Source organism: Pseudomonas sp. PME37.24/006 (assembly GCF_055556635.1).
Window position 1 is genome coordinate 1,042,587 of record NZ_JBVHNL010000001.1, and the last position, 18,512, is coordinate 1,061,098.

21 protein-coding genes and 2 tRNA genes are annotated in these 18,512 nt (G+C 62.0%); 14 read left to right on the forward strand and 9 right to left on the reverse strand.

Annotated features, from left to right (window positions below; genetic code table 11):
- Positions 1–27: 27 nt before the first annotated feature.
- The 10 genes from ACZ3GY_RS04820 (at position 28) to ACZ3GY_RS04865 (ending at position 10,052) form a co-directional block, all read left to right on the forward strand.
- On the forward strand, positions 28–597 hold the full coding sequence (locus ACZ3GY_RS04820) for a GNAT family N-acetyltransferase (RefSeq protein ID WP_465909127.1): 570 nt from the start codon (positions 28–30) through the stop codon (positions 595–597).
- 6 nt (positions 598–603) lie between these two features.
- Complete coding sequence (locus ACZ3GY_RS04825; RefSeq protein ID WP_465909128.1) at positions 604–1,434, forward strand: helix-turn-helix transcriptional regulator; 831 nt, start codon at positions 604–606, stop codon at positions 1,432–1,434.
- A 122-nt stretch (positions 1,435–1,556) separates the two neighbouring features.
- The gene (locus ACZ3GY_RS04830) at positions 1,557–2,237 is read left to right on the forward strand and encodes an alanyl-tRNA editing protein (RefSeq protein WP_465909129.1); all 681 of its coding nucleotides are present in this window, start codon (positions 1,557–1,559) and stop codon (positions 2,235–2,237) included.
- Between the two features lie 136 nt (positions 2,238–2,373).
- Positions 2,374–3,078, forward strand: coding sequence for an AzlC family ABC transporter permease (locus ACZ3GY_RS04835; protein ID WP_465909130.1), 705 nt, complete (start codon positions 2,374–2,376; stop codon positions 3,076–3,078).
- On the forward strand, positions 3,078–3,407 hold the full coding sequence (locus ACZ3GY_RS04840) for an AzlD domain-containing protein (protein WP_465909131.1): 330 nt from the start codon (positions 3,078–3,080) through the stop codon (positions 3,405–3,407). The genes ACZ3GY_RS04835 and ACZ3GY_RS04840 overlap by 1 nt, the downstream gene beginning before the upstream one ends.
- Positions 3,408–3,537: 130 nt before the next feature.
- The gene (locus ACZ3GY_RS04845; protein ID WP_225830815.1) at positions 3,538–4,155 is read left to right on the forward strand and encodes a glutathione S-transferase family protein; all 618 of its coding nucleotides are present in this window, start codon (positions 3,538–3,540) and stop codon (positions 4,153–4,155) included.
- A gap of 38 nt (positions 4,156–4,193) precedes the next feature.
- A complete protein-coding gene (locus ACZ3GY_RS04850) occupies positions 4,194–6,260 on the forward strand; it encodes a 2Fe-2S iron-sulfur cluster-binding protein (RefSeq protein ID WP_465909132.1) in 2,067 nt (688 codons plus the stop codon).
- Positions 6,261–6,309: 49 nt separating this feature from the next.
- Positions 6,310–6,774: a nuclear transport factor 2 family protein gene (locus ACZ3GY_RS04855; protein ID WP_465909134.1), complete on the forward strand. Its 465-nt coding sequence runs from the start codon at positions 6,310–6,312 to the stop codon at positions 6,772–6,774.
- Positions 6,775–7,171: 397 nt separating this feature from the next.
- Positions 7,172–8,062: a LysR family transcriptional regulator gene (locus ACZ3GY_RS04860; protein WP_465909135.1), complete on the forward strand. Its 891-nt coding sequence runs from the start codon at positions 7,172–7,174 to the stop codon at positions 8,060–8,062.
- A 115-nt stretch (positions 8,063–8,177) separates the two neighbouring features.
- The gene (locus ACZ3GY_RS04865) at positions 8,178–10,052 is read left to right on the forward strand and encodes an MFS transporter (RefSeq protein WP_465909136.1); all 1,875 of its coding nucleotides are present in this window, start codon (positions 8,178–8,180) and stop codon (positions 10,050–10,052) included.
- 96 nt (positions 10,053–10,148) lie between these two features.
- On the opposite strand, the gene sugE is transcribed toward ACZ3GY_RS04865, so the two are convergent.
- From sugE to rdgC, 3 genes are all read right to left on the reverse strand, one after another.
- A complete protein-coding gene (gene sugE, locus ACZ3GY_RS04870; protein ID WP_463564167.1) occupies positions 10,149–10,466 on the reverse strand; it encodes a quaternary ammonium compound efflux SMR transporter SugE in 318 nt (105 codons plus the stop codon).
- Positions 10,467–10,586: 120 nt separating this feature from the next.
- A complete protein-coding gene (locus ACZ3GY_RS04875) occupies positions 10,587–11,528 on the reverse strand; it encodes a bile acid:sodium symporter family protein (RefSeq protein ID WP_463566210.1) in 942 nt (313 codons plus the stop codon).
- Positions 11,529–11,605: 77 nt separating this feature from the next.
- A complete protein-coding gene (rdgC, locus tag ACZ3GY_RS04880; RefSeq protein WP_463564168.1) occupies positions 11,606–12,526 on the reverse strand; it encodes a recombination-associated protein RdgC in 921 nt (306 codons plus the stop codon).
- A 320-nt stretch (positions 12,527–12,846) separates the two neighbouring features.
- Here rdgC and ACZ3GY_RS04885 point away from each other — a divergent pair.
- Positions 12,847–12,922: transfer RNA gene (locus ACZ3GY_RS04885), tRNA-Val, on the forward strand.
- 12 nt (positions 12,923–12,934) lie between these two features.
- A tRNA-Asp gene (locus ACZ3GY_RS04890) sits at positions 12,935–13,011 on the forward strand.
- A 143-nt stretch (positions 13,012–13,154) separates the two neighbouring features.
- On the opposite strand, the gene ACZ3GY_RS04895 is transcribed toward ACZ3GY_RS04890, so the two are convergent.
- The 5 genes from ACZ3GY_RS04895 to ACZ3GY_RS04915 are packed head-to-tail and all read right to left on the reverse strand — an operon-like array spanning position 13,155 to position 15,261.
- Positions 13,155–13,808, reverse strand: coding sequence for a DUF3618 domain-containing protein (locus ACZ3GY_RS04895; RefSeq protein ID WP_465909137.1), 654 nt, complete (start codon positions 13,806–13,808; stop codon positions 13,155–13,157).
- Positions 13,805–14,209, reverse strand: a complete 405-nt coding sequence (locus ACZ3GY_RS04900; RefSeq protein ID WP_465909138.1) for a phage holin family protein — start codon at positions 14,207–14,209, stop codon at positions 13,805–13,807. Before ACZ3GY_RS04900 ends, ACZ3GY_RS04895 begins: the two co-directional genes overlap by 4 nt.
- Positions 14,209–14,619, reverse strand: coding sequence for a hypothetical protein (locus tag ACZ3GY_RS04905; protein ID WP_463564171.1), 411 nt, complete (start codon positions 14,617–14,619; stop codon positions 14,209–14,211). The genes ACZ3GY_RS04900 and ACZ3GY_RS04905 overlap by 1 nt, the downstream gene beginning before the upstream one ends.
- 42 nt (positions 14,620–14,661) lie before the next feature.
- Complete coding sequence (locus ACZ3GY_RS04910; protein WP_465909139.1) at positions 14,662–15,078, reverse strand: hypothetical protein; 417 nt, start codon at positions 15,076–15,078, stop codon at positions 14,662–14,664.
- A gap of 36 nt (positions 15,079–15,114) precedes the next feature.
- A complete protein-coding gene (locus ACZ3GY_RS04915) occupies positions 15,115–15,261 on the reverse strand; it encodes a hypothetical protein (protein ID WP_463564173.1) in 147 nt (48 codons plus the stop codon).
- Positions 15,262–15,621: 360 nt separating this feature from the next.
- Between ACZ3GY_RS04915 and ACZ3GY_RS04920 the strand changes: the two genes are divergently transcribed.
- Positions 15,622–16,422, forward strand: a complete 801-nt coding sequence (locus tag ACZ3GY_RS04920) for a glucose 1-dehydrogenase (RefSeq protein WP_465909140.1) — start codon at positions 15,622–15,624, stop codon at positions 16,420–16,422.
- Positions 16,415–18,226 carry a glycoside hydrolase family 15 protein gene (locus ACZ3GY_RS04925; RefSeq protein ID WP_465909141.1) on the forward strand — a complete coding sequence of 604 codons (1,812 nt, stop codon included), beginning with the start codon at positions 16,415–16,417 and terminating at the stop codon, positions 18,224–18,226. Before ACZ3GY_RS04920 ends, ACZ3GY_RS04925 begins: the two co-directional genes overlap by 8 nt.
- 27 nt (positions 18,227–18,253) lie before the next feature.
- On the opposite strand, the gene ACZ3GY_RS04930 is transcribed toward ACZ3GY_RS04925, so the two are convergent.
- Entirely contained in the window at positions 18,254–18,502 is a 249-nt protein-coding gene (locus tag ACZ3GY_RS04930) for a hypothetical protein (RefSeq protein ID WP_465909142.1), read from the reverse strand.
- Between the last annotated feature and the right edge of the window lie 10 nt (positions 18,503–18,512).

Consider the following 18,512-nt stretch of genomic DNA (forward strand, 5'->3'; position numbering starts at 1 on the left):
AGGCGCTGTTTTTTATGGAGAAACCTAATGTTCAAGCCGCAGTTGGTCACCCTGCAACGTGGCGCTCTGCGCATCGAGCCGCTGCTCGATGGCGATATTCCTGCGTTGGTGACGCTGGCCGAAGCCAACCGCCATGAGCTGGCCTACATGAATGGCACCCGGCGCCTGGACTGGTATCGCCAGGCCCTGCACGAGCAGCGTGAGGATCGCGCGTTGCCTTTCGTGATTCGCCTGGGCGATCAGTTGGTTGGCACGACCCGCTTCGCCGATTTCATACCGACCTTGCCCGCAGTGGAAATCGGCTGGACCTGGCTGGACGCCAGCCAGCACGGCACTGGGCTCAACAGCATGATCAAGTACCTGATGCTGCGCCACGCCTTCGAAAGCTGGCGGATGGTTCGTGTGCAACTGAAGACTGCCGGCAGCAATCTGCGCTCCCAGCACGCCATCGAAAAACTCGGCGCCATTCGCGAAGGGCTGCTGCGTAATCATCGCCGCCTGGCTGACGGGCGTCTCGACGATACCGTGATGTACAGCATCACCGATCATGAGTGGCCGTTGGTCAAGGCCGGTCTGGAGGCACGCTTCGGCGTTTGATCCGCTATGGATTCCGGTGAACGCACGCGTTTCTGGGAAAGCTCGGCTCTGGCTGGGGTCGAGCTGCTGCAGGCGCGTTATATCAAACAGCGCTTCACCCCGCATGTGCACGAAGGTTTCGTGTTCACCGTGATCGAGCACGGCGCGCAGCGTTTCCGTCATCGTGGAGCCGACCATCTTGCCCCCGTCGGTAGCATGGTGCTGATCAATCCGGATGAAGTGCACACCGGTTCGGCGGCCCACGAGCAGGGTTGGTTCTACCGGGCGTTCTATCCGGCCCCAGCGCAGGTGAATGGTGTGCTCGAAGAGTTGGGGCTGGCCCAGCGCGGCCTGCCTTCGTTTGCCGCCAGCGTGCTGCAGGATGTGCAATTGCATCAGGCATTCGCTCAGTTGCACCGCCTGCTCGACAGCGACGCCAGTGCGCTGCAGCAGCAGACGGCATGGCGGGAAACGCTGCTGATGCTGTTCCAGCGGCATGCAGGTATCCGTCAGGCGCCGTTGCCGGGCCAAGAGCCTCGTGCGGTGACCTTGGCCAAGGAGCTGCTTGTCTCGCGCCTGGCTGAGCCGCCTTCGCTGGAGGCGCTGGCCACTGCAGTGAATCTCTCGCCCTTTCATTTCGCCCGGGTGTTCCGCCGCTCGACCGGCCTGCCGCCTCACGCCTGGCTGCAACAACGGCGGCTGGAGCAGGCACGGGTGCTGCTGCGCGACGGCTGTGCCCCGCTGAACGTGGCCCTGCAATTGGGCTTCTCCGACCAGAGTCACCTTGGGCGGCAGTTCAAGCAGGCGTATGGCGTAGCGCCGGGCGAATACCGCAAGGGTTGTGCAGGCAGCCCCTGATTGATTTCGCTTGACAGGGCTCGCCTGCGCTAGCGTGCAGCAGCACAGCAAGATTGTTCAATCAAGCCGGCGGGAGGGTTCGTTAATCTGCGGCCTTGGCACACCGTTTAGGAAGCAGGTGGATGATGGACAAAGTGTTTTGGCAGGATCCTTATCAAACGCAACTGGTTACCCGTGTGGCCCAGGTCGACGGCGATGAGGTCAGCCTGGCATCGACCATATTCTTTGCGTTTTCCGGTGGGCAAGAAAGCGATACAGGTACTTTGGCAGGCCTGCCGGTGCTGCAGGCGCGCAAGCATGGACTGGACATCGCCTATCTGTTGCCCAGTGGGCATGGGTTGCAGGTCGGTGATGAAGTGGCTTTGCTCATTGACTGGGGGCGACGCCAGCGCCTGATGCGGCTGCACTTCTCTGCAGAAATGGTGCTGCAACTGGTTTATCAAATGCATCCCGGGATTCAGCGCATCGGTGCCCATATTGCCGAGGACAAAGCGCGTATCGACTTTGCGTTGGACGCCAACATCGCCGCGCTTTTTTCCCGGATCGAGGCACAGGCCGCGCAACTGGTGGCCGAGAATCGGCCGATCATCTGTGAATTTACCGATGTTGCAGCGCAGAGACGCCTGTGGCGTGTAGACGGTTTTGCCCAGATGGCCTGTGGCGGAACCCATCCGCGCACGACCGGCGAGGTCGGTTCGATTCGTTTGAAACGCAAGAGTATTGGTAAAGGCAAGGAGCGCGTGGAGGTTTATCTCGTCGAGGATCGCCAGATCGTCCAAGACGCCGCGGCATTGACTGCCTGACCTCACGTGCTGTCGTGGCGCTGCGCTGGGTTACGCTCCAGTAGGCGCGCTTCCGGCGCAAGGTGCGTGTGGCCTCGCCGGATCGACTGCTTCGTCTTCGCGATTCGTCCCCAAGGTTCCTATAGGTTTTGCTGGTATGCCCCGTCAACACGAATTCTTGCAGGGCCTGCGCGACATGCTGCCGATGCTGCTGGGCGCCATGCCGTTCGGCATCATCTACGGCAGCTTGGCCGGCGCCGCCGGGCTGAGTGCCTGGCAAACCGTCGGTATGTCGGTGCTGGTGTTCGCCGGCTCCGCGCAGTTCATCGCCATCAGTCTGCTGGGAGGTGGTGCCACCCTGGCGGTGCTGTGGCTGACCACTCTGGTGGTGAATCTGCGCCATGCCCTGTACAGCGCCACTCTGCAGCCTTTCGTTCGCCATCTGCCCAAGCGCTGGCGGGTACCGCTGGCTTTCTGGCTGACCGACGAAGCTTTCGCGGTGGTGCAGCAGCGCTATGCGCGAAGCGACGCTTCGCCCTACAAGCACTGGTATTTCCTCGGTGCGGGGCTGGCGATGTATTTCAACTGGGTGAGCTGCACCCTGATCGGCCTGGTATTCGGTCAGGCCGTGCCGAACATCGCCGCGTGGGGGCTGGATTTCGCGATGATCGCCACCTTCATCGGTGTCGTCGTGCCGATGCTGCGCAATCGTCCGCAGGTGGCAGCGGCGCTGGTGGCTGCGGTGGTCGCGCTGGTGTGCCATGACCTGCCGTACAAACTCGGCCTGATGGCCGCTGCCTTCGCCGGCATTGTGGTCGGCGTGCTGCTGGAGCGTTACCCACTGCTGGAGGAGCCGTGCTGATGGAAAACTGGATCTTGATTGTCGGCATGCTGGCGATCACCTTCGCCACCCGCTACAGCCTGTTCGCCTTTCCCGACCTGCGCTTTCCCCACGCCGTGCGCCACGCCTTGCATTACGTGCCGACCGCGGTGCTCACGGCCATCGTGGTGCCCGCCATGTTGCTGCCAGACGGGCGCAACTGGGCACTGAGCTGGGACAACGCTTACCTGCTGGCCGGGCTGGCGACCATCGCCATCGCGGTAGCGACCCGGCACCTGCTGGCGACCATCGGTGGCGGGCTGGTGATCTTCTTCCTGCTGCGCTGGGCGATGGGGCAGTTGCCGATCTGAGGTCGAGATTGTTCCACTTACCGCAATAAAGTAGTGCCAATAACGCGTATTCCTCAACTCGGCATCCTGTCGCAAGCTGGCCTCACGGATCGGGAACTCTCCCGGTCTACCGCCAGCCAGGAGCCGACCCATGAAAATCCATCACTTCCCACTCTCAGGGCATGCCCATCGCGCCGTTCTGTTCGCCTCGCTGCTTGGCCTCAAGCCCGAACTGGTAGAGGTCGACCTCGCTGCGGGCGAACACAAGCAGCCTGAGTTTCTGGCGCTCAACCCGTTCGGTCAGGTGCCGGTGCTGGAGGACGACGGCGTCGTCATCGCAGACGCTAACGCCATCCTCGTTTACCTCGCCAAGAAAACCGGCCGCACTGACTGGCTGCCGGAAGACCCTGCTGGTGCGGCGGCGGTGCAGCGCTGGCTGTCCGTTGCGGCCGGCGAATTGGCCTACGGGCCGTGTGCGGCACGCCTGATCACGGTATTCGGCTACGACCTCAACGCTGAAGAGGTGATCGCCCGCGCCCACGTGCTGCTCGCTCGCTTGGAGCGTCACCTGAGCGGCCGCCAATGGCTGGCCGCTGATCATCCGACCATCGCTGATGTGGCGCTGTACAGCTACCTGGCCCGGGCTCCGGAAGGCAATGTCGACCTGTCCTCTTACGTGCAGGTCAGGGCATTTCTGACGCGCATCGAAGCGCTGCCGGGCTTCGTCGCTATCCCCGAAACGGCCGCAGGGCTGACCGCCAACGCCTGAGCATCCACACCGCCGTCGCCGCCACTGGGAGAACAGCCATGACCGATCACGCGAAAACGCCTGCCACCTGGCATCCGGGCGAAACTCTCATCCAGGAAAAACTCGGCGTCGCCGAGCGGATGGCTGCGGTCGGCAAGCGTGTGGTGCGTGACTTCATGCCCGATCAGCACCGCGAGTTCTATGCCCAGCTGCCGTTTATGGTGCTGGGCAGCGTGGATGCACAGGGCGATGCCTGGGCCGGCATGCTCGAAGGGCAGGTCGGCTTTATCGCCTCGCCGACGCCCGCCACGCTGGATATCGCTGCCCGCCCGCACCCAGATGATCCTATTGCGCAAGGAATGGGCGATGGTGCTGCGCTTGGCCTGCTTGGCATCGAACTGCACACCCGTCGGCGCAACCGTATTAATGGCTTGGTGACTGCCGGTGCGCAGGGCCTGCGGGTCGCGGTCAAAGAGAGCTTCGGCAACTGCCCGCGCTATATCCAGCAGCGCGACTTCACCTTTTCCCGTGATCCGGCAGCGCCGTTCGCCAGTGAGGTCAAAGAGCTGCCGGTGCTGGATGCAGCAGCGCGGACGTTGATCGAAGGGGCGGATACCTTCTTCGTTGCGACCTATACCGATGTCGATGGGCAGCGTCAGGTCGATGTCTCGCACCGTGGTGGCAATAGCGGCTTCGTGCGGATCGAGGCTGACGGAACGCTGACTATTCCGGACTTCAACGGCAACCTGTTCTTTTCCACCCTCGGTAACATCCTGCTCAATGGCAAGGCCGGCCTGCTGTTCGTGGATTTCGTCACGGGCGATGTGCTGCAGATGAGCGGTGATGCCGAGGTCATATTCGAATCACCAGAAATCGCTGCCTTCCAGGGCGCCGAGCGGCTGTGGACATTCCAGGCGCGGCGTATCGTGCGCCGCCCAGGTGCAGTGGCCTTGCGCTGGGCACTACGCGAAGACGGCTGGTCGGACAGTTCGCTGCTCACCGGCAACTGGCAGCAGGCTGCTGACCAGCTGCGCGCCGCCCAGTACGCTACGCAATGGCGGCCGATGAAAATCGCGCGCATCGTTCAGGAAAGTCAGTCGATCCGCTCGCTGCATCTTGAACCGGTCGATGGCGCCGGGCTGCTGCCGCATCTGGCCGGCCAGCACTTGCCGGTTCGGCTGCAAGTGGCTGCGGATGAGAAACCGCTGATCCGTACCTACACCCTGTCGGTGGCACCGTCCGATGGTCTCTATCGGATCAGCGTCAAGCTTGAAGGGCGGGTGTCGCAATTCATCCATGATCAGTTGCGTGAGGGCGATCTGATCGAAGCCCGAGCGCCGGCGGGTGACTTCACCCTTGATGCACAGAAAGAGCGCCCGCTGGTGCTGCTAGCCGGTGGTATCGGCATCACGCCGATGCTGGCGATGCTGCGCCACGTGGTCTACGAAGGCTGGCGGCAGCAGCGGATCAGGCCGGTCACGCTGTTCTACGCCGCTCGCTCGAAAGCCGAGCGCGCCTTTGACCGTGAGCTGGCCGATTTGGTCGCCGCAGCCCAGGGGGCAGTCCGGCTGGTGCGAGTACTTAGCGATACCAGCGGCGCTCAACCGGGCGTGGATTACGACACGGCAGGGCGTATCGATATGGCGCTGTTGACCCGTTTTCTCGCTTTTGACGATTACGCCTTTTACCTGTGCGGGCCGCCGACTTTCACCCAAGGACTGTATGACGGGTTGCGCGGTTACAACATCGCCGACGCACGTATTTATGCCGAGGGATTCGGGCCCGCGTCGCTGGTGCGCAGCATTGATCAACTAATGGCAGCAGCCGTGACACTGCCTCCCGCCACTGAGCCGGTACCTGTTCTGTTCACTGAATCGCTGAAGGAAGCGCGCTGGGCGCCGGGCTCCGGCACCTTGCTGGAGCTGGCCGAAGCACGTGGCCTGGAGCCGGAGTTCAGTTGCCGCGAAGGTTCTTGTGGCACCTGCAAGACCCGGCTGGTGAAAGGCGCGGTGAGCTACCTGAAACAACCTGCCGCCAAGCTAGGCGACAACGAAGTGCTGATCTGCTGTGCAGTACCGGCGCAGCCGCAAGGCGCCGATGCTGAGCGCCTCGAACTGGCGCTCTGACATTCACCACCCACTATCTGTATTTTTAACGTAAATGAGGAGTTCTGCCATGCCCCGTCCACCGCTACCTCCGTTCAATGAACAATCCGCCATCGAAAAAGTGCGTCTGGCCGAAGATGGCTGGAACGGTCGCGACCCGGCCAAGGTGGCGCTGGCTTATACCCTCGACACTCGCTGGCGCAACCGCGTCGAGTTCGTCACCAACCGTGCCGAGGCCGAAGCCTTTCTGACCCGCAAATGGAACCGCGAGCTCGACTATCGGCTGATCAAGGAGCTTTGGGCTTATACCGGTAACCGCATCGCCGTGCGCTACGCCTACGAGTATCACGACGACAGCGGACAGTGGTTCCGCGCCTACGGCAACGAGAACTGGGAGTTCGCCGAGGACGGTCTGATGCGCGCGCGCCACGCCAGCATCAACGAACAGCCTATCGCCGAAGCCGACCGCAAGTTTCATTGGCCATTGGGCCGCCGCCCGGACAATCACCCGAGCCTCAGCGATTTTGGGTTCTGAGCGCCGGTTCACGAGTTTTCTAAGCGTGTGAAGGTCGATGCCGGTAGCAGGCAGGGATTACTTCAAGGCACAAGCGCACATCCAGCGATCTCGTAGGAGGGGCTTTAGCCTCGAGCTCTTTACGCCTAGGCAGGCACAATCGAGGCTAAAGCCTCTCCCACAGAAGCTCTGCTCACCGGCCGCCTCCGCCACGTTCCCGCCAGTGGTTTCCGCTGTCGAGGCCAAGCGTGCGCAGAGCACCCTCGACTAGTAGGCTCCCACGCTGGAGCGTGGGAGCCATCATCGTATGATAGCGAACAGACTCTGAGCGCAAGCGCTCTGGGGTCACTCAGATACGGCATACTGCCCCGCTGCGCTCGTTGCGTAGTCAACGCTGAGCAAGAGGAGCGACAGGCGGATGGATCGTTGGCAGGCGATGCGGGTATTTGTGAAGGTCGCGGAAACTGGCAGCTTCGCCAGTACCGCGCGGCAGATGCACATGAGTGCGCCGGCGGTTACGCGCATCGTCGCGGGCCTCGAGGATCTGATTGGCGCCCGGCTGCTGGTGCGTACCACGCGCTCGGTGAAAACTACCGACGCGGGCAGCCGTTACCTGCAGGACTGTCGGCGCATTCTTGGCGATATCGCCGAGGCGGAACTGGCCGCCGCCGGCCACTATGCCGAGCCTTCCGGTAGCCTCGCGGTCACCGCGGCGTCGATGTTCGGCCATATGTACGTGCTGCCGTTGGTGCTGGATTACCTGGATGCCTATCCGGGTATGCACGCGCGTACTTTTTTCGTCGATCGCCCGGTGAACATTGTCGACGAAGGCATCGATGTGGCAATCCGCATCGGTCATCTGGCGGATTCCGGCTTCACCGCCATTCAGGTCGGCTCGGTGCGACGGGTGATCTGCGCGGCGCCGTCCTATCTGCAGAAATACGGCGTGCCATCTACCCCTGCCGATTTGAAAAACCACCGCATCGTCGTATCGCAAAGCGCCTGGGCTTCGCCCGAGTGGCGCTTTGCAGAAGGGCAGCGGGTGCTTGTCGATCCCGTCCTGCAATGCAACACCAATGAATCGGCGATCGCTACCGCCCGAGCCGGTTGGGGGCTGACCCGCGTTCTGCATTATCAGGTCGGCCCTGCCCTGCAGGAGTGCGCGCTGCAGATCGTGCTCGACGCCTTCGAGGAGCCACCGTTGCCGATCCATGTGCTTTACCCGGAGGGGCGCCAGGCGCCTGCCAAGGTGCGCGCTTTCGTCGATCTGGCCGTGGCGCGGCTGCGCGGCAATCCGCTGTTCAATTGATGGCATCGCACCGCTGAGCAATGGCGTGTCGCACCAACATTAATGCTCTCGGATGTAGCTTTGCCCGAGCAGTTGCAGTCCAATGTTCAGCGACTCACCAATAGGGAAGGTATCGATGAGCCAGCAATCTCAATTTGCCCTGCTGAAAAGCCGGCGCTTCCTGCCGTTCTTCATCACCCAGCTGCTCGGCGCCTTCAACGACAATATCTTCAAGCAGTCGTTGATTCTGGCAATTCTCTTCAAGCTCAGCCTCGACGCCGATCGCGACCTGATGGTCAACGTGGCAGCGATGCTGTTCATTCTGCCGTTCTTCCTGTTTTCCGCACTCGGTGGGCAGTTCGGCGAGAAATTCGCCAAGGATTGGCTGATTCGCCGGCTCAAGTTCTTCGAGATTTTCATCATGCTCGCCGGGGCTGCTGGCGTATTGCTGGGCAACCTGAGCGTGATGCTTGGCGTGTTGTTCGTCATGGGGATTCAGTCGGCGCTGTTTGGGCCGGTGAAGTATTCGATTCTGCCCCAGGCCCTCAAGCCGCAAGAGCTGGTGGGTGGCAATGCGCTGATCGAGATGGGTACCTTCCTGGCGATTCTGGCGGGAACCATCGGTGCTGGCATCATGCTCACCAGCGTGCATTACGGGGTGATCGTCGCCGCCTCGGTGGTGCTGGTGGCAGTGATTGGCTACCTGTCTGCGCGTGGGATTCCACGGGCCGACGCAGCGCTGCCGAATCTTGAGCTGGATTGGAACATCCTGCGCCAGACCTGGCTGACCCTGCGCATGGGCCTCACCCAGCCCAAGGCGGTATCCCGCTCGCTGGTCGGCAACTCCTGGTTCTGGTTTCTCGGTGCGGTGTACCTGACGCAGATCCCGGCCTATTCGAAGGAATGGCTGCACGGTGACGAAAGCGTGGTCACGCTGATTCTCACCGTGTTTTCGGTAGGCATTGCCCTGGGTTCGATGCTTTGCGAGCGGATGAGCGGGCACAAGGTGGAGATCGGCCTGGTACCGTTCGGCTCCATTGGCCTGTCGGTGTTCGGTGTTCTGCTGTGGTGGGCTTCGGGTGGTGTGCCTGAGGCCGCGCAGCCGCACAATTGGCTGGCGCTGCTCGGCTATGGGCATGCCTGGTGGGTGTTGGGCTCGATTCTCGGCATCGGCGTGTTCGGCGGTTTCTACATCGTGCCGCTGTACGCGTTGATCCAGTCGCGCACCGCCGAGAACGAGCGGGCGCGGGTGATTGCCGCCAACAACATTCTCAACGCGCTGTTCATGGTGGTATCGGCTGTGGTGTCGATCCTCTTTCTCAGCGTCGCCGGTCTGTCGATTCCGCAGTTGTTCCTGGTCATTTCGCTGATGAACGTGGCGGTCAACAGCTACATCTTCAAGATCGTCCCCGAATTCACCATGCGCTTCCTCATCTGGCTGCTCGGCCACTCGATGTACCGGGTGTCGCACAAAGGCCTGGATGCCATCCCGGATGAAGGTGCAGCCGTGCTGGTGTGCAACCACGTGTCATTCGTCGATGCGCTGCTGATCGGCGGCGCCGTACGCCGGCCGATACGCTTCGTCATGTACTACAAGATCTACAAGCTGCCAGTGCTCAACTTCATTTTCCGCACTGCGGGTACCGTGCCGATTGCCGGGCGCAGCGAGGATCTGCTGGTGTTCGATGCGGCGTTCAAACGCATTGGCGAGTACCTTCGTAACGGCGAGGTGGTGTGCATCTTCCCTGAAGGCAAACTGACCGCCGACGGCGAGATCGACGAGTTCAAGGCGGGCGTCGAGCGCATCTTGCAGGACAATCCGGTGCCGGTGATTCCCATGGCCCTTGGCGGCCTGTGGGGCAGCTTCTTCAGCCGTGATCCTCAGAAGCGCCTGTTCCGCCGTGTCTGGTCGCGCGTCGACCTGGTTGCTGGTAAGCCCATCGAGGCGACAGAGGCCACACGCCAGGTGCTGCAGGCAGAGGTGGCGGCGTTGCGTGGGGATCGGCGCTGATTTTGAGCGCTTCCCAGGGCGTAGTTCCAGATACTGAGTGATTGCTATCCCACAGCGCTGAACGAAAGAGCCCGCCAATCGGCGGGCTCTTTCGTTTCAACCGTTGCTCATCTTTAGCCCGATCAGGCCGCAGATGATCAGTGCCACGCTGGCCAGGCGTACCAACGCCATGGACTCACCGAACAGGATGATGCCCGCTATCACCGTGCCTACCGCACCGACGCCGGTCCAGATGGCGTAGGCGGTGCCCAGAGGCAGCTCTTTCATGGCCAGGCCGAGCAGCGTCAGGCTGACCACCATGGCGGCGACCGTCAGCAGAGTAGGGATGGGGCGGGTGAAACCATCGGTGTATTTCAGGCCGATGGCCCAGCCGACTTCGAACAGGCCAGCAAAGAACAGAATGATCCAGGACATAGGGCGACTCCACAGTAGATGGGGTCGTCCCCGGCAATCAGGCACTGAAATCCAGGGTCGTCCGCGGAGTGCCCCGATAGCGTGCACGAATTTTGCTCCCGGGGGAAATCCGCCGCAGTATCAGTTGGTGTTCTTGTCGTCCTTCATGCGTCGGTAAATCGTCGCTATCAGCGGGCCTGAGAGGTTATGCCAGACGCTGAACAGTGCGCTAGGTACTGCCGCAAGTGGAGAGAAATGGGCGTTCGCCAGTGCTGCGCCCAGCCCTGAATTCTGCATGCCGACCTCGATGGACAAGGTTTTGCGTTGTGCCAATGGCATGCCAAAAAAACGTCCGGCAGCATAGCCCAGGCCTAATCCGAGGCTGTTGTGCAGCATGACGATGGCCATGATCAGCAGGCCGGACTCGGCGATCTTCGCCTGACTGGCCGCGACCACCGCAGCCACGATCGCGACGATGGAAACCACCGAGATCAGCGGCAGTACATCGATCGCCAGTTTCACGCGCTCACCCAGTAGCCGTCGCACGACCAAGCCGAGGATGATCGGCAGCAGCACCATCTGCAGTATCGAGCTGAACATGGCCCAGAAGGAAACCGGCAGCCATTCGGAAGCCAGCAGCCAGATCAGTGCGGGCGTCACGATAGGCGCCATCAATGTGGTCACCGCCGTGATGCCAACCGACAGCGCCACGTCACCTTTGGCAAACCAGGTGATGACGTTGGAGGCTGTACCGCCAGGGCAGCAGCCCACCAAGATCACGCCCACGGCGATCTCTGCCGGCAACGCGAACAGCTGGCAGAGCAGCCAGGCCAGGCCCGGCATGATGATGAATTGTGCGAGTACACCGACCAGCACGCGCAGCGGATGCCGGACAACTTCGCGGAAGTCTTCGGCTTTGAGGGTCAGACCCATGCCGAACATGATCAGCCCGAGCAGTGGCACGATCCACGCGGTCAGCGGCAGGAACGCGCTGGGCAGGAGGAAGGCCAGAATTGCAAACAACAGCACCCAAATGGCGAAGGTATTGCCGACGAAGCGGCTCAGAGCGATCAAGGCAGGCATGCGTGGGTTTCCGAAACAACGGGAGAGAAGGGCGCCGGGCCTGAGATGGCGGCCCGGTGCCAGGTACTACTGGAGGGTCAGATACCTTGCGGGGTGTCTTCGCCGCCCAGGGCTTCGAACAGTGCCGGCAGGAACTCGATCAGGGTCAGCATCATCAGCGTGAAGCTGGCGTCCTGCTGGCTCAGGTCATCATCGCCGCCATCCTGCTCGGCCTGTTCCTGCAGCAGGTCTTCGAACTTCAGGCGCTTGACCACCAGCTTGTCGTCGAGCACGAAGGACAACTTGTCCTGCCAGGCCAGCGACAACTGCGTGACCTGCTTGCCCGAGCTCATGTGCAACTGCACTTCTTCGCCGGTCAGATCCTGGCGCTTGCAGCGCACGATGCCGCCGTCTTCGTGGGTGTCGCGCAGTTCGCACTCGTCCAGTACGTGGAAGTCGGCAGCGGCCTGCTGGGCCTTGACCCAGTCGGTCATGGTCGCTGTCGGGGCGATCTTCACGGTCAGCGGACGAACCGGCAGCGAGCCGATGGCTTCACGCAGGGTGGAGAGCAGGTCTTCGGCGCGCTTCGGGCTGGAAGCGTTGACGATGATCAGGCCCTGAGCAGGCGCAATGGCGGCGAAGGTGGCTGACTTACGGATGAAGGCGCGCGGCAGGAAGGCCTGGACGATTTCGTCCTTGATCTGCTCGCGTTCCTTTTTGTAGACCTTGCGCATCTGCTCGTTTTCGATCTCGTCGACCTTTTCCTTCACGGCGTCCTTGACCACGCTACCCGGCAGGATGCGTTCTTCCTTGCGTGCGGAAATCAGCAGGAAACCCTGGCTCTCGTGCACCAGTGGCGCATCGGCGCCCTTGCCGAACGGGGCGACGAAGCCATAGGTCGCCAGTTCCTGGCTGGCGCAGGGGCGGGCAGGCTTGGCGGACAGGGCTTTTTCGAGTGCTTCGGTTTCGAAGGAAACGTCTTGGGTGAGGCGATAGACCAGCAGGTTGCGAAACCACATGAGCAGGGTGTCTCCAGTTTGCGGGCGCGCGCTTGGCGCGCAAAAAATCATGAGTCCGGGCGCAAGGCTTCTGCATCGCTGCAGAGCGTGGGCAGTCTGGCGGCAGATGTTCAATACGCCGCGCGACGATCAGACCAGCGCGAGGGCGCATTATTCCTTCCGGCGGCGGATTAGGCCAACCCTGTATCGAGGCAGCCTCAGGTTTATGCGCTGAAACCGTGATGATTCCTAAGCCTTTGGAACGCCAATAATTTTTTTTCACAAAGGGGGTTGCCAAGGTGCAGGTCGCTCTCTAGAATGCGCCCCACTTCGAGAGTGAAGGGTGATTAGCTCAGCCGGGAGAGCATCTGCCTTACAAGCAGAGGGTCGGCGGTTCGATCCCGTCATCACCCACCAATCGAGGTATGCGCAGCGGTAGTTCAGTCGGTTAGAATACCGGCCTGTCACGCCGGGGGTCGCGGGTTCGAGTCCCGTCCGCTGCGCCATATATAGCTTCCAGGGCCCACTGAACACCCGGAAGCAACGCGAAAAGCGCCCTAGGGCGCTTTTTTCGTTTCTGCGTTTCTGTTTTGAAGAATCCCTTCTCTTGCGGCTCAGGCCTTCGCCAGGCCGCAGGAACCTGCAGCGTTCAGATCGCGCCGGGGCGGAAGGGCGGTTCGTCATCCAGGTCTTCGAAGCCATCGATGATGTCCGGCACCTCGTAGCGCTCGACCTCGATTTCGACTTCTTTCTTGCGGCCCGTACCGAGAATGCCAGCCACCGCGCCAAGCGCCAGGCCCGCAGCGGCGAACGCCCAGGGGCGGCGATGCAGCGCCACGTTCAGTTTGTCGGCACCTTGCTTGACCTGATTCTTCACCGACTCGGCGCTTTCCGCGAGGTCATGCAGTTTCTGCCTGGCTGCGTGGGTGCCTTGATCCAGTGACTGCCTGGCTTCGCGCAATGCGTCTGCCAGGGACTCGTGATCGGTCGGTTCGGCAAAATGGTCAGCAGCTGGTTGCGGGCGACCGCGGGTCTGCTCCACAGCCAGCCAGGCCAGGCCGATGGCGGTCATGGCCACGGGAAGCGGGTTGGCCTTCAAGGTCTGGCACAGGCGCTCTGCTATCTCCAGGCCACCACTTTCACGGCCGTAAGCAAGCGCCTGATCGATCAGGCGTTGGGGCGTCAGGCGTGCTTCCACGTTATCGATCAGTGCGTCGATGCGGCTGCGCTGTTGATCGATTTCCTGCTCGAGCACTTCCGGAGACTTGAGCGATTCGGCTGCGATGGTGCTGTGGGTACTCATGACATTTGCCTCTGCACCGCTTCCTTGTCTTTCTGCAAGGAGTCTAGGGTGCGTTCGGGGGTGAGTTGAGAGGGCGTGAACTTCTGCTGGCCGACCTTGAGCATGATCAGGCCGATGATGATGACCACCATCCCAACGATCAGCGCGGCTAGCCAGGGCGCCACCACGGTGCTCAAGCCGTAAACGGCGGAAAGCAGCAGCATCAGCACGCCGCAGAGCAATACGATGGCGCCGCCGGCTACGGCAGCGATCCCGGTCTTGGTGGCCTGCAGGGATGCGTTGAGCTCGACCTTGGCCAGTGCCAGCTCCTTGGTGAAGAGCGTCTGCACTTCACGGGTAAGCTGGCGCAGCAGGCCGAGCAGGGAAGGCTCCACCGGAGGTTGCCGCGGATCTTCGGTCATTACAGAACTCCTTTTCGTACGTGACGTTGCAGCGAACGCTCGCGCTTGAGCAGCACGCGGCTGGCCAGGAAACCTACGGCCAGACCGCCTGCTGCCAGCCAGAACGGATGGGTACGCGCGAAGCGGTCGACAGTGTGCACGGCATGCCCGCTGGCGTTGTTCAGCGCGTCGCGCATGGCGGCGAGCTGGCGGGCCGCTTCACGTAGACGGTCCGGCGATGGCGCTGCGTCGAGGTTTTCCAGGTCGGCGATGGTCGAGCGGGCTACCTGGGCCAGCGCTTCGAGTTCGTCGGTGTGCGACTGATCGGCCTGGATGCGCGCGCGCAGTTGCTCCTGAGCATCCTGCTGCCAGTGCCCGGAGATGATCTTGCCTGGGCGCTTGTGAGGCCGTTCTTTGCTGTCGTTATCCATGTGGCTACACCTGTTCATGCTTGAAAGGGCTGTACGTCGTCGTTATCGACTGTGCTCGCGAGTGGCGAATTCGTCCGCAAGGGGCGTGTGGATATCCATGGGCGCTGGCGTCACAGGGGTAGGGGATACTGGCGTTACCGGAGCGGCGCGAGTGCGGTCTGCCAGTTCTTCGGCCATCAGTACCAACTCTTGCAGGCGCTGTACCCGAGCACGCAGGTAGCGGATTTCTTCCAGGGGATCGTCCGCCGCGCTTTTCACGCTGCAGTGCCCGCTGAGACCGCGCAGCAATAGCAGGCCGCCGGCACTCAGCTGGCGATTACCCTGCTGGCCCTGTTTGCTGGCGCCCAGTGCGGCCAGTAGCAGGCCGCCGCCGATGGACAGCAAGCGCTCCCAGGCTCTTACGTTCTGGCGTGCCGGGCCCTGTCGGTCGGGTTGCGATTGCGGTTCGAAGGCGACCATGGGTTCACTCCTTTCTGGTTATTGATGAAAGCTGGATCAGCGGGCGCAAACCGGATCGGGCTGCGGCTTGTCCGGCAATACATCGTTGTCCGGTTCCTGGGGATGGCCGAGGGGAGGCTGCTCGCCTGGCGTGCCCAGTGTTCCCGGTGCCTGGTTAGGATCCTCTGGTATTCGTTGGGTCATCATGCGCTCCTCCGGTCTCGATGCTCTTGGTGGTTTGAGGGTCGCACGCGCTGCATGTTCGATCTTTTTGCCAAGAGATATCCCCATAGCGCCAGCGCCGCGATCCAGGCCCGGCACAGGCGCAGCGCCCTCTGGCTGGCTCTTTTGCGCATCCGCTGTGGTGAACGTTTCGCTGACTACACGGGCAGGCAATTACCGCATGCCGGGGCAGCGTCACTGTAGCCATTGGGCGGCAGGCAGAGGCTCGCCTTTATTTTGCTGGATATGAGTGTTGCCATTGGAGCTGGCAGCACGGGCCTTTTACCTGAACTCTGCCGCTTGCCGGTCAGTCAGGTGTTACAGGTTCAGGAGTGGAAACCCATGCTCATTTCTCTGCACAAACAGGTCGCACTGGTCACCGGTGGCAGTTCAGGCATTGGCGCCGCATCGGCGAAGGCGCTGGCGCAGGCCGGTGCTGCCGTGGTGGTGAATTATCGATCCGGGCGCGAGGCGGCGGAGCGACTGGTCGAGGAAATACGCAGCGCAGGCGGCCAAGCGATTGCCGTGGGTGCGGACGTGTCCAGCGAGAAGGAGGTCGAGGCGCTGTTCGCCGAAACCCTGTCGGCCTTCGGGCGGCTGGACATCCTGCTGGCCAACTCGGGCATGCAGCGTGATGCGCCGACGGTGGACATGAGCCTGGAGGACTGGAATCAGGTGCTGCAGGTCAACCTTACCGGTCAGTTTCTCTGTGTGCGTGCAGCCCTGCGCCAATTCCGCCAGCAGGAAATTCGCGAAGACGTGTCGCGGGCAGCCGGCAAGATCATTCAGATGAGCTCGGTGCATCAGCTGATTCCCTGGGCGGGGCGCGCCAACTACGCGGCGTCCAAGGGCGGCCTAGACCTGCTGATGCGCAGCGTGGCCCAGGAAGTGGGCGAGCAGCGCATTCGCGTCAATGCCATCGCCCCCGGCGCGATCCGTACCGCGATCAACCGCGAGGCCACCGAAGGCGAAGCCGCCAAGTCACTGCTCGAACTGATTCCCTACGGCCGCATCGGTGAAGCCGAAGACATCGCCAATGCGGTGGTCTGGCTGGCTTCCGATGCCGCCGATTACGTTCACGGCACGACCCTGTTCATCGACGGCGGTATGAGCCTTTACCCGGAGTTTCGTGACAATGGTTGAAATTCAGGGGCGTCAGATGCCCATCGAAGCCCACGGCATCATTGGTGACATGCGCAGTGCAGCACTGGTCGCTGACAGTGGTTGCGTGGATTTTTTCTGCTGGCCGGATTTCGACAGCCCGTCGATCTTCACGGCGCTGCTCGACAGCCCTGAGGCCGGAGTCTTCCAACTGGCGCCGGATCTGCCCGGTGCGCGTCGCCAGCAGATTTACCTGCCGGACACCAACGTGTTGCAGACGCGCTGGCTGGACGATTCCGCTGTAGTGGAATGCACCGATGTCATGCCGATCAACGCCGATGTGGACGATTATCCGCGGCTGATTCGCCGTATTCAGGTGGTCTCAGGTAGCGCACGTATCCGTATGCGCTGCCGTGTTCGTCATGATTACAGCCGTGCTGACACGGTCGCGGAAATGGAGGGCGACGATGTGCTCTTCCATGCGCCCGATCAGCCGAGCCTGCGCCTCTCCGCCAGCCAGTCACTGAAGATCGATCAACATTGTGGTGTTGCCGAGTTCGATTTGCAGGAAGGCGAACATGCCGAGTTCGTGCTGGGCGCGCCAGGCGACCCGCTGGTCGCTGCCGGTGCCTGCGAGCACTGCCTGGAGGCCACCGTTGCCTACTGGCGGCGCTGGATCAAGCAGTCCAACTACAGCGGACGTTGGCGCGAGATGGTGCACCGCTCGGCCCTGGCACTGAAGCTGCTGACCTCACGCAAGCACGGCGGCATTCTCGCTGCGGCCACCTACGGACTGCCTGAGGCGGCGGGCGGCGAGCGTAACTGGGATTACCGCTACACCTGGATTCGCGATGCGTCGTTCACCGTCTACGCATTCATGCGCCTGGGCTTTACCGAAGAGGCCAATGCCTTCATGCGCTGGGTGCGCGAGCGCGTCGACGACTGCTCGGAAACCCCGGCCCATCTGCGCATCCTCTACAGCCTTCGTGGCCAGCATGAGTTGCCGGAGACCTCCCTCGATCATCTTGCCGGGCATGGCGGGGCGCAGCCGGTACGGATCGGCAACGAGGCCCACGATCAGGTTCAGCTGGATATCTTTGGCGAGTTGCTTGACGCGGTGTACCTTGCCAACAAGTACGGTGAGGCGATCTCCCACGACGGCTGGCACCATGTGGTGGGCATCGTCGATCAGGTCTGTGACAGCTGGCAGCAGAAAGATGTCGGTATCTGGGAGATACGCGGCGAGGAGCAGCACTTTCTGCATTCGCGGTTGATGTGCTGGGTGGCGTTGGATCGGGCCATCCGCCTGGCAGAGAAACGCTCGCTGCCGGCGCCTTTCTTGCGCTGGAACGATCAGCGTCAGGCGATTCATGACGACATCTGGAACAACTTCTGGGATGAGGACTGCGGCCACTTCATCCAGCGCATCGGTTGTCAGGATGTCGACGGTTCGATGCTGCTGATGCCGCTTATGCGCTTTGTCGCCGCCAGCGATCCACGTTGGCTGGCCACGCTCGACGCGATCGAACATCAGTTGGTGCGCGATGGCATGGTCTATCGCTACCGCACCGATGACGGTTTGAAAGGCGAGGAGGGTTCCTTCGTTGCCTGTTCGTTCTGGTACGTGGAGTGTCTGGCACGCGCCGGGCGCGTCGAGCAGGCGCATCTGGAGTTCGAGCAGCTACTGCGCTACGCCAACCCGGTTGGGCTGTACGCCGAGGAACTCGACCGACGTGCCCATCATCTGGGCAATACGCCGCAGGCGCTGAGTCATCTGGCGCTGATCAGTGCTGCTACCTTTCTCGATCACAAGCTCAGCGGTGAACGCACCACCTGGCAGCCCTGAACGACTTGCGCTGCCTGGGCGTAGCGGTTATGCCCGCTCTTCGCCTGGTGGCGCGGATTTGCGCACGGGCAGCACGTCGATGATCTCGATGCCGAGTTGCTGGATCAGCTCTCTCACCGAGCCGCTGGCGTGGTCAGCACCTTGTGAAAGATGGCCGGCAGGCAGCTCTGCGTTGAGTACGGTGAATTCCACCGCCTTCATATTGGGAATGAAGCGGGTGGTGAGGGTCTGGAATCGCCTTTCGCCGTTACGCGAATAAATGATCAAACAATCCATGTTCACAATG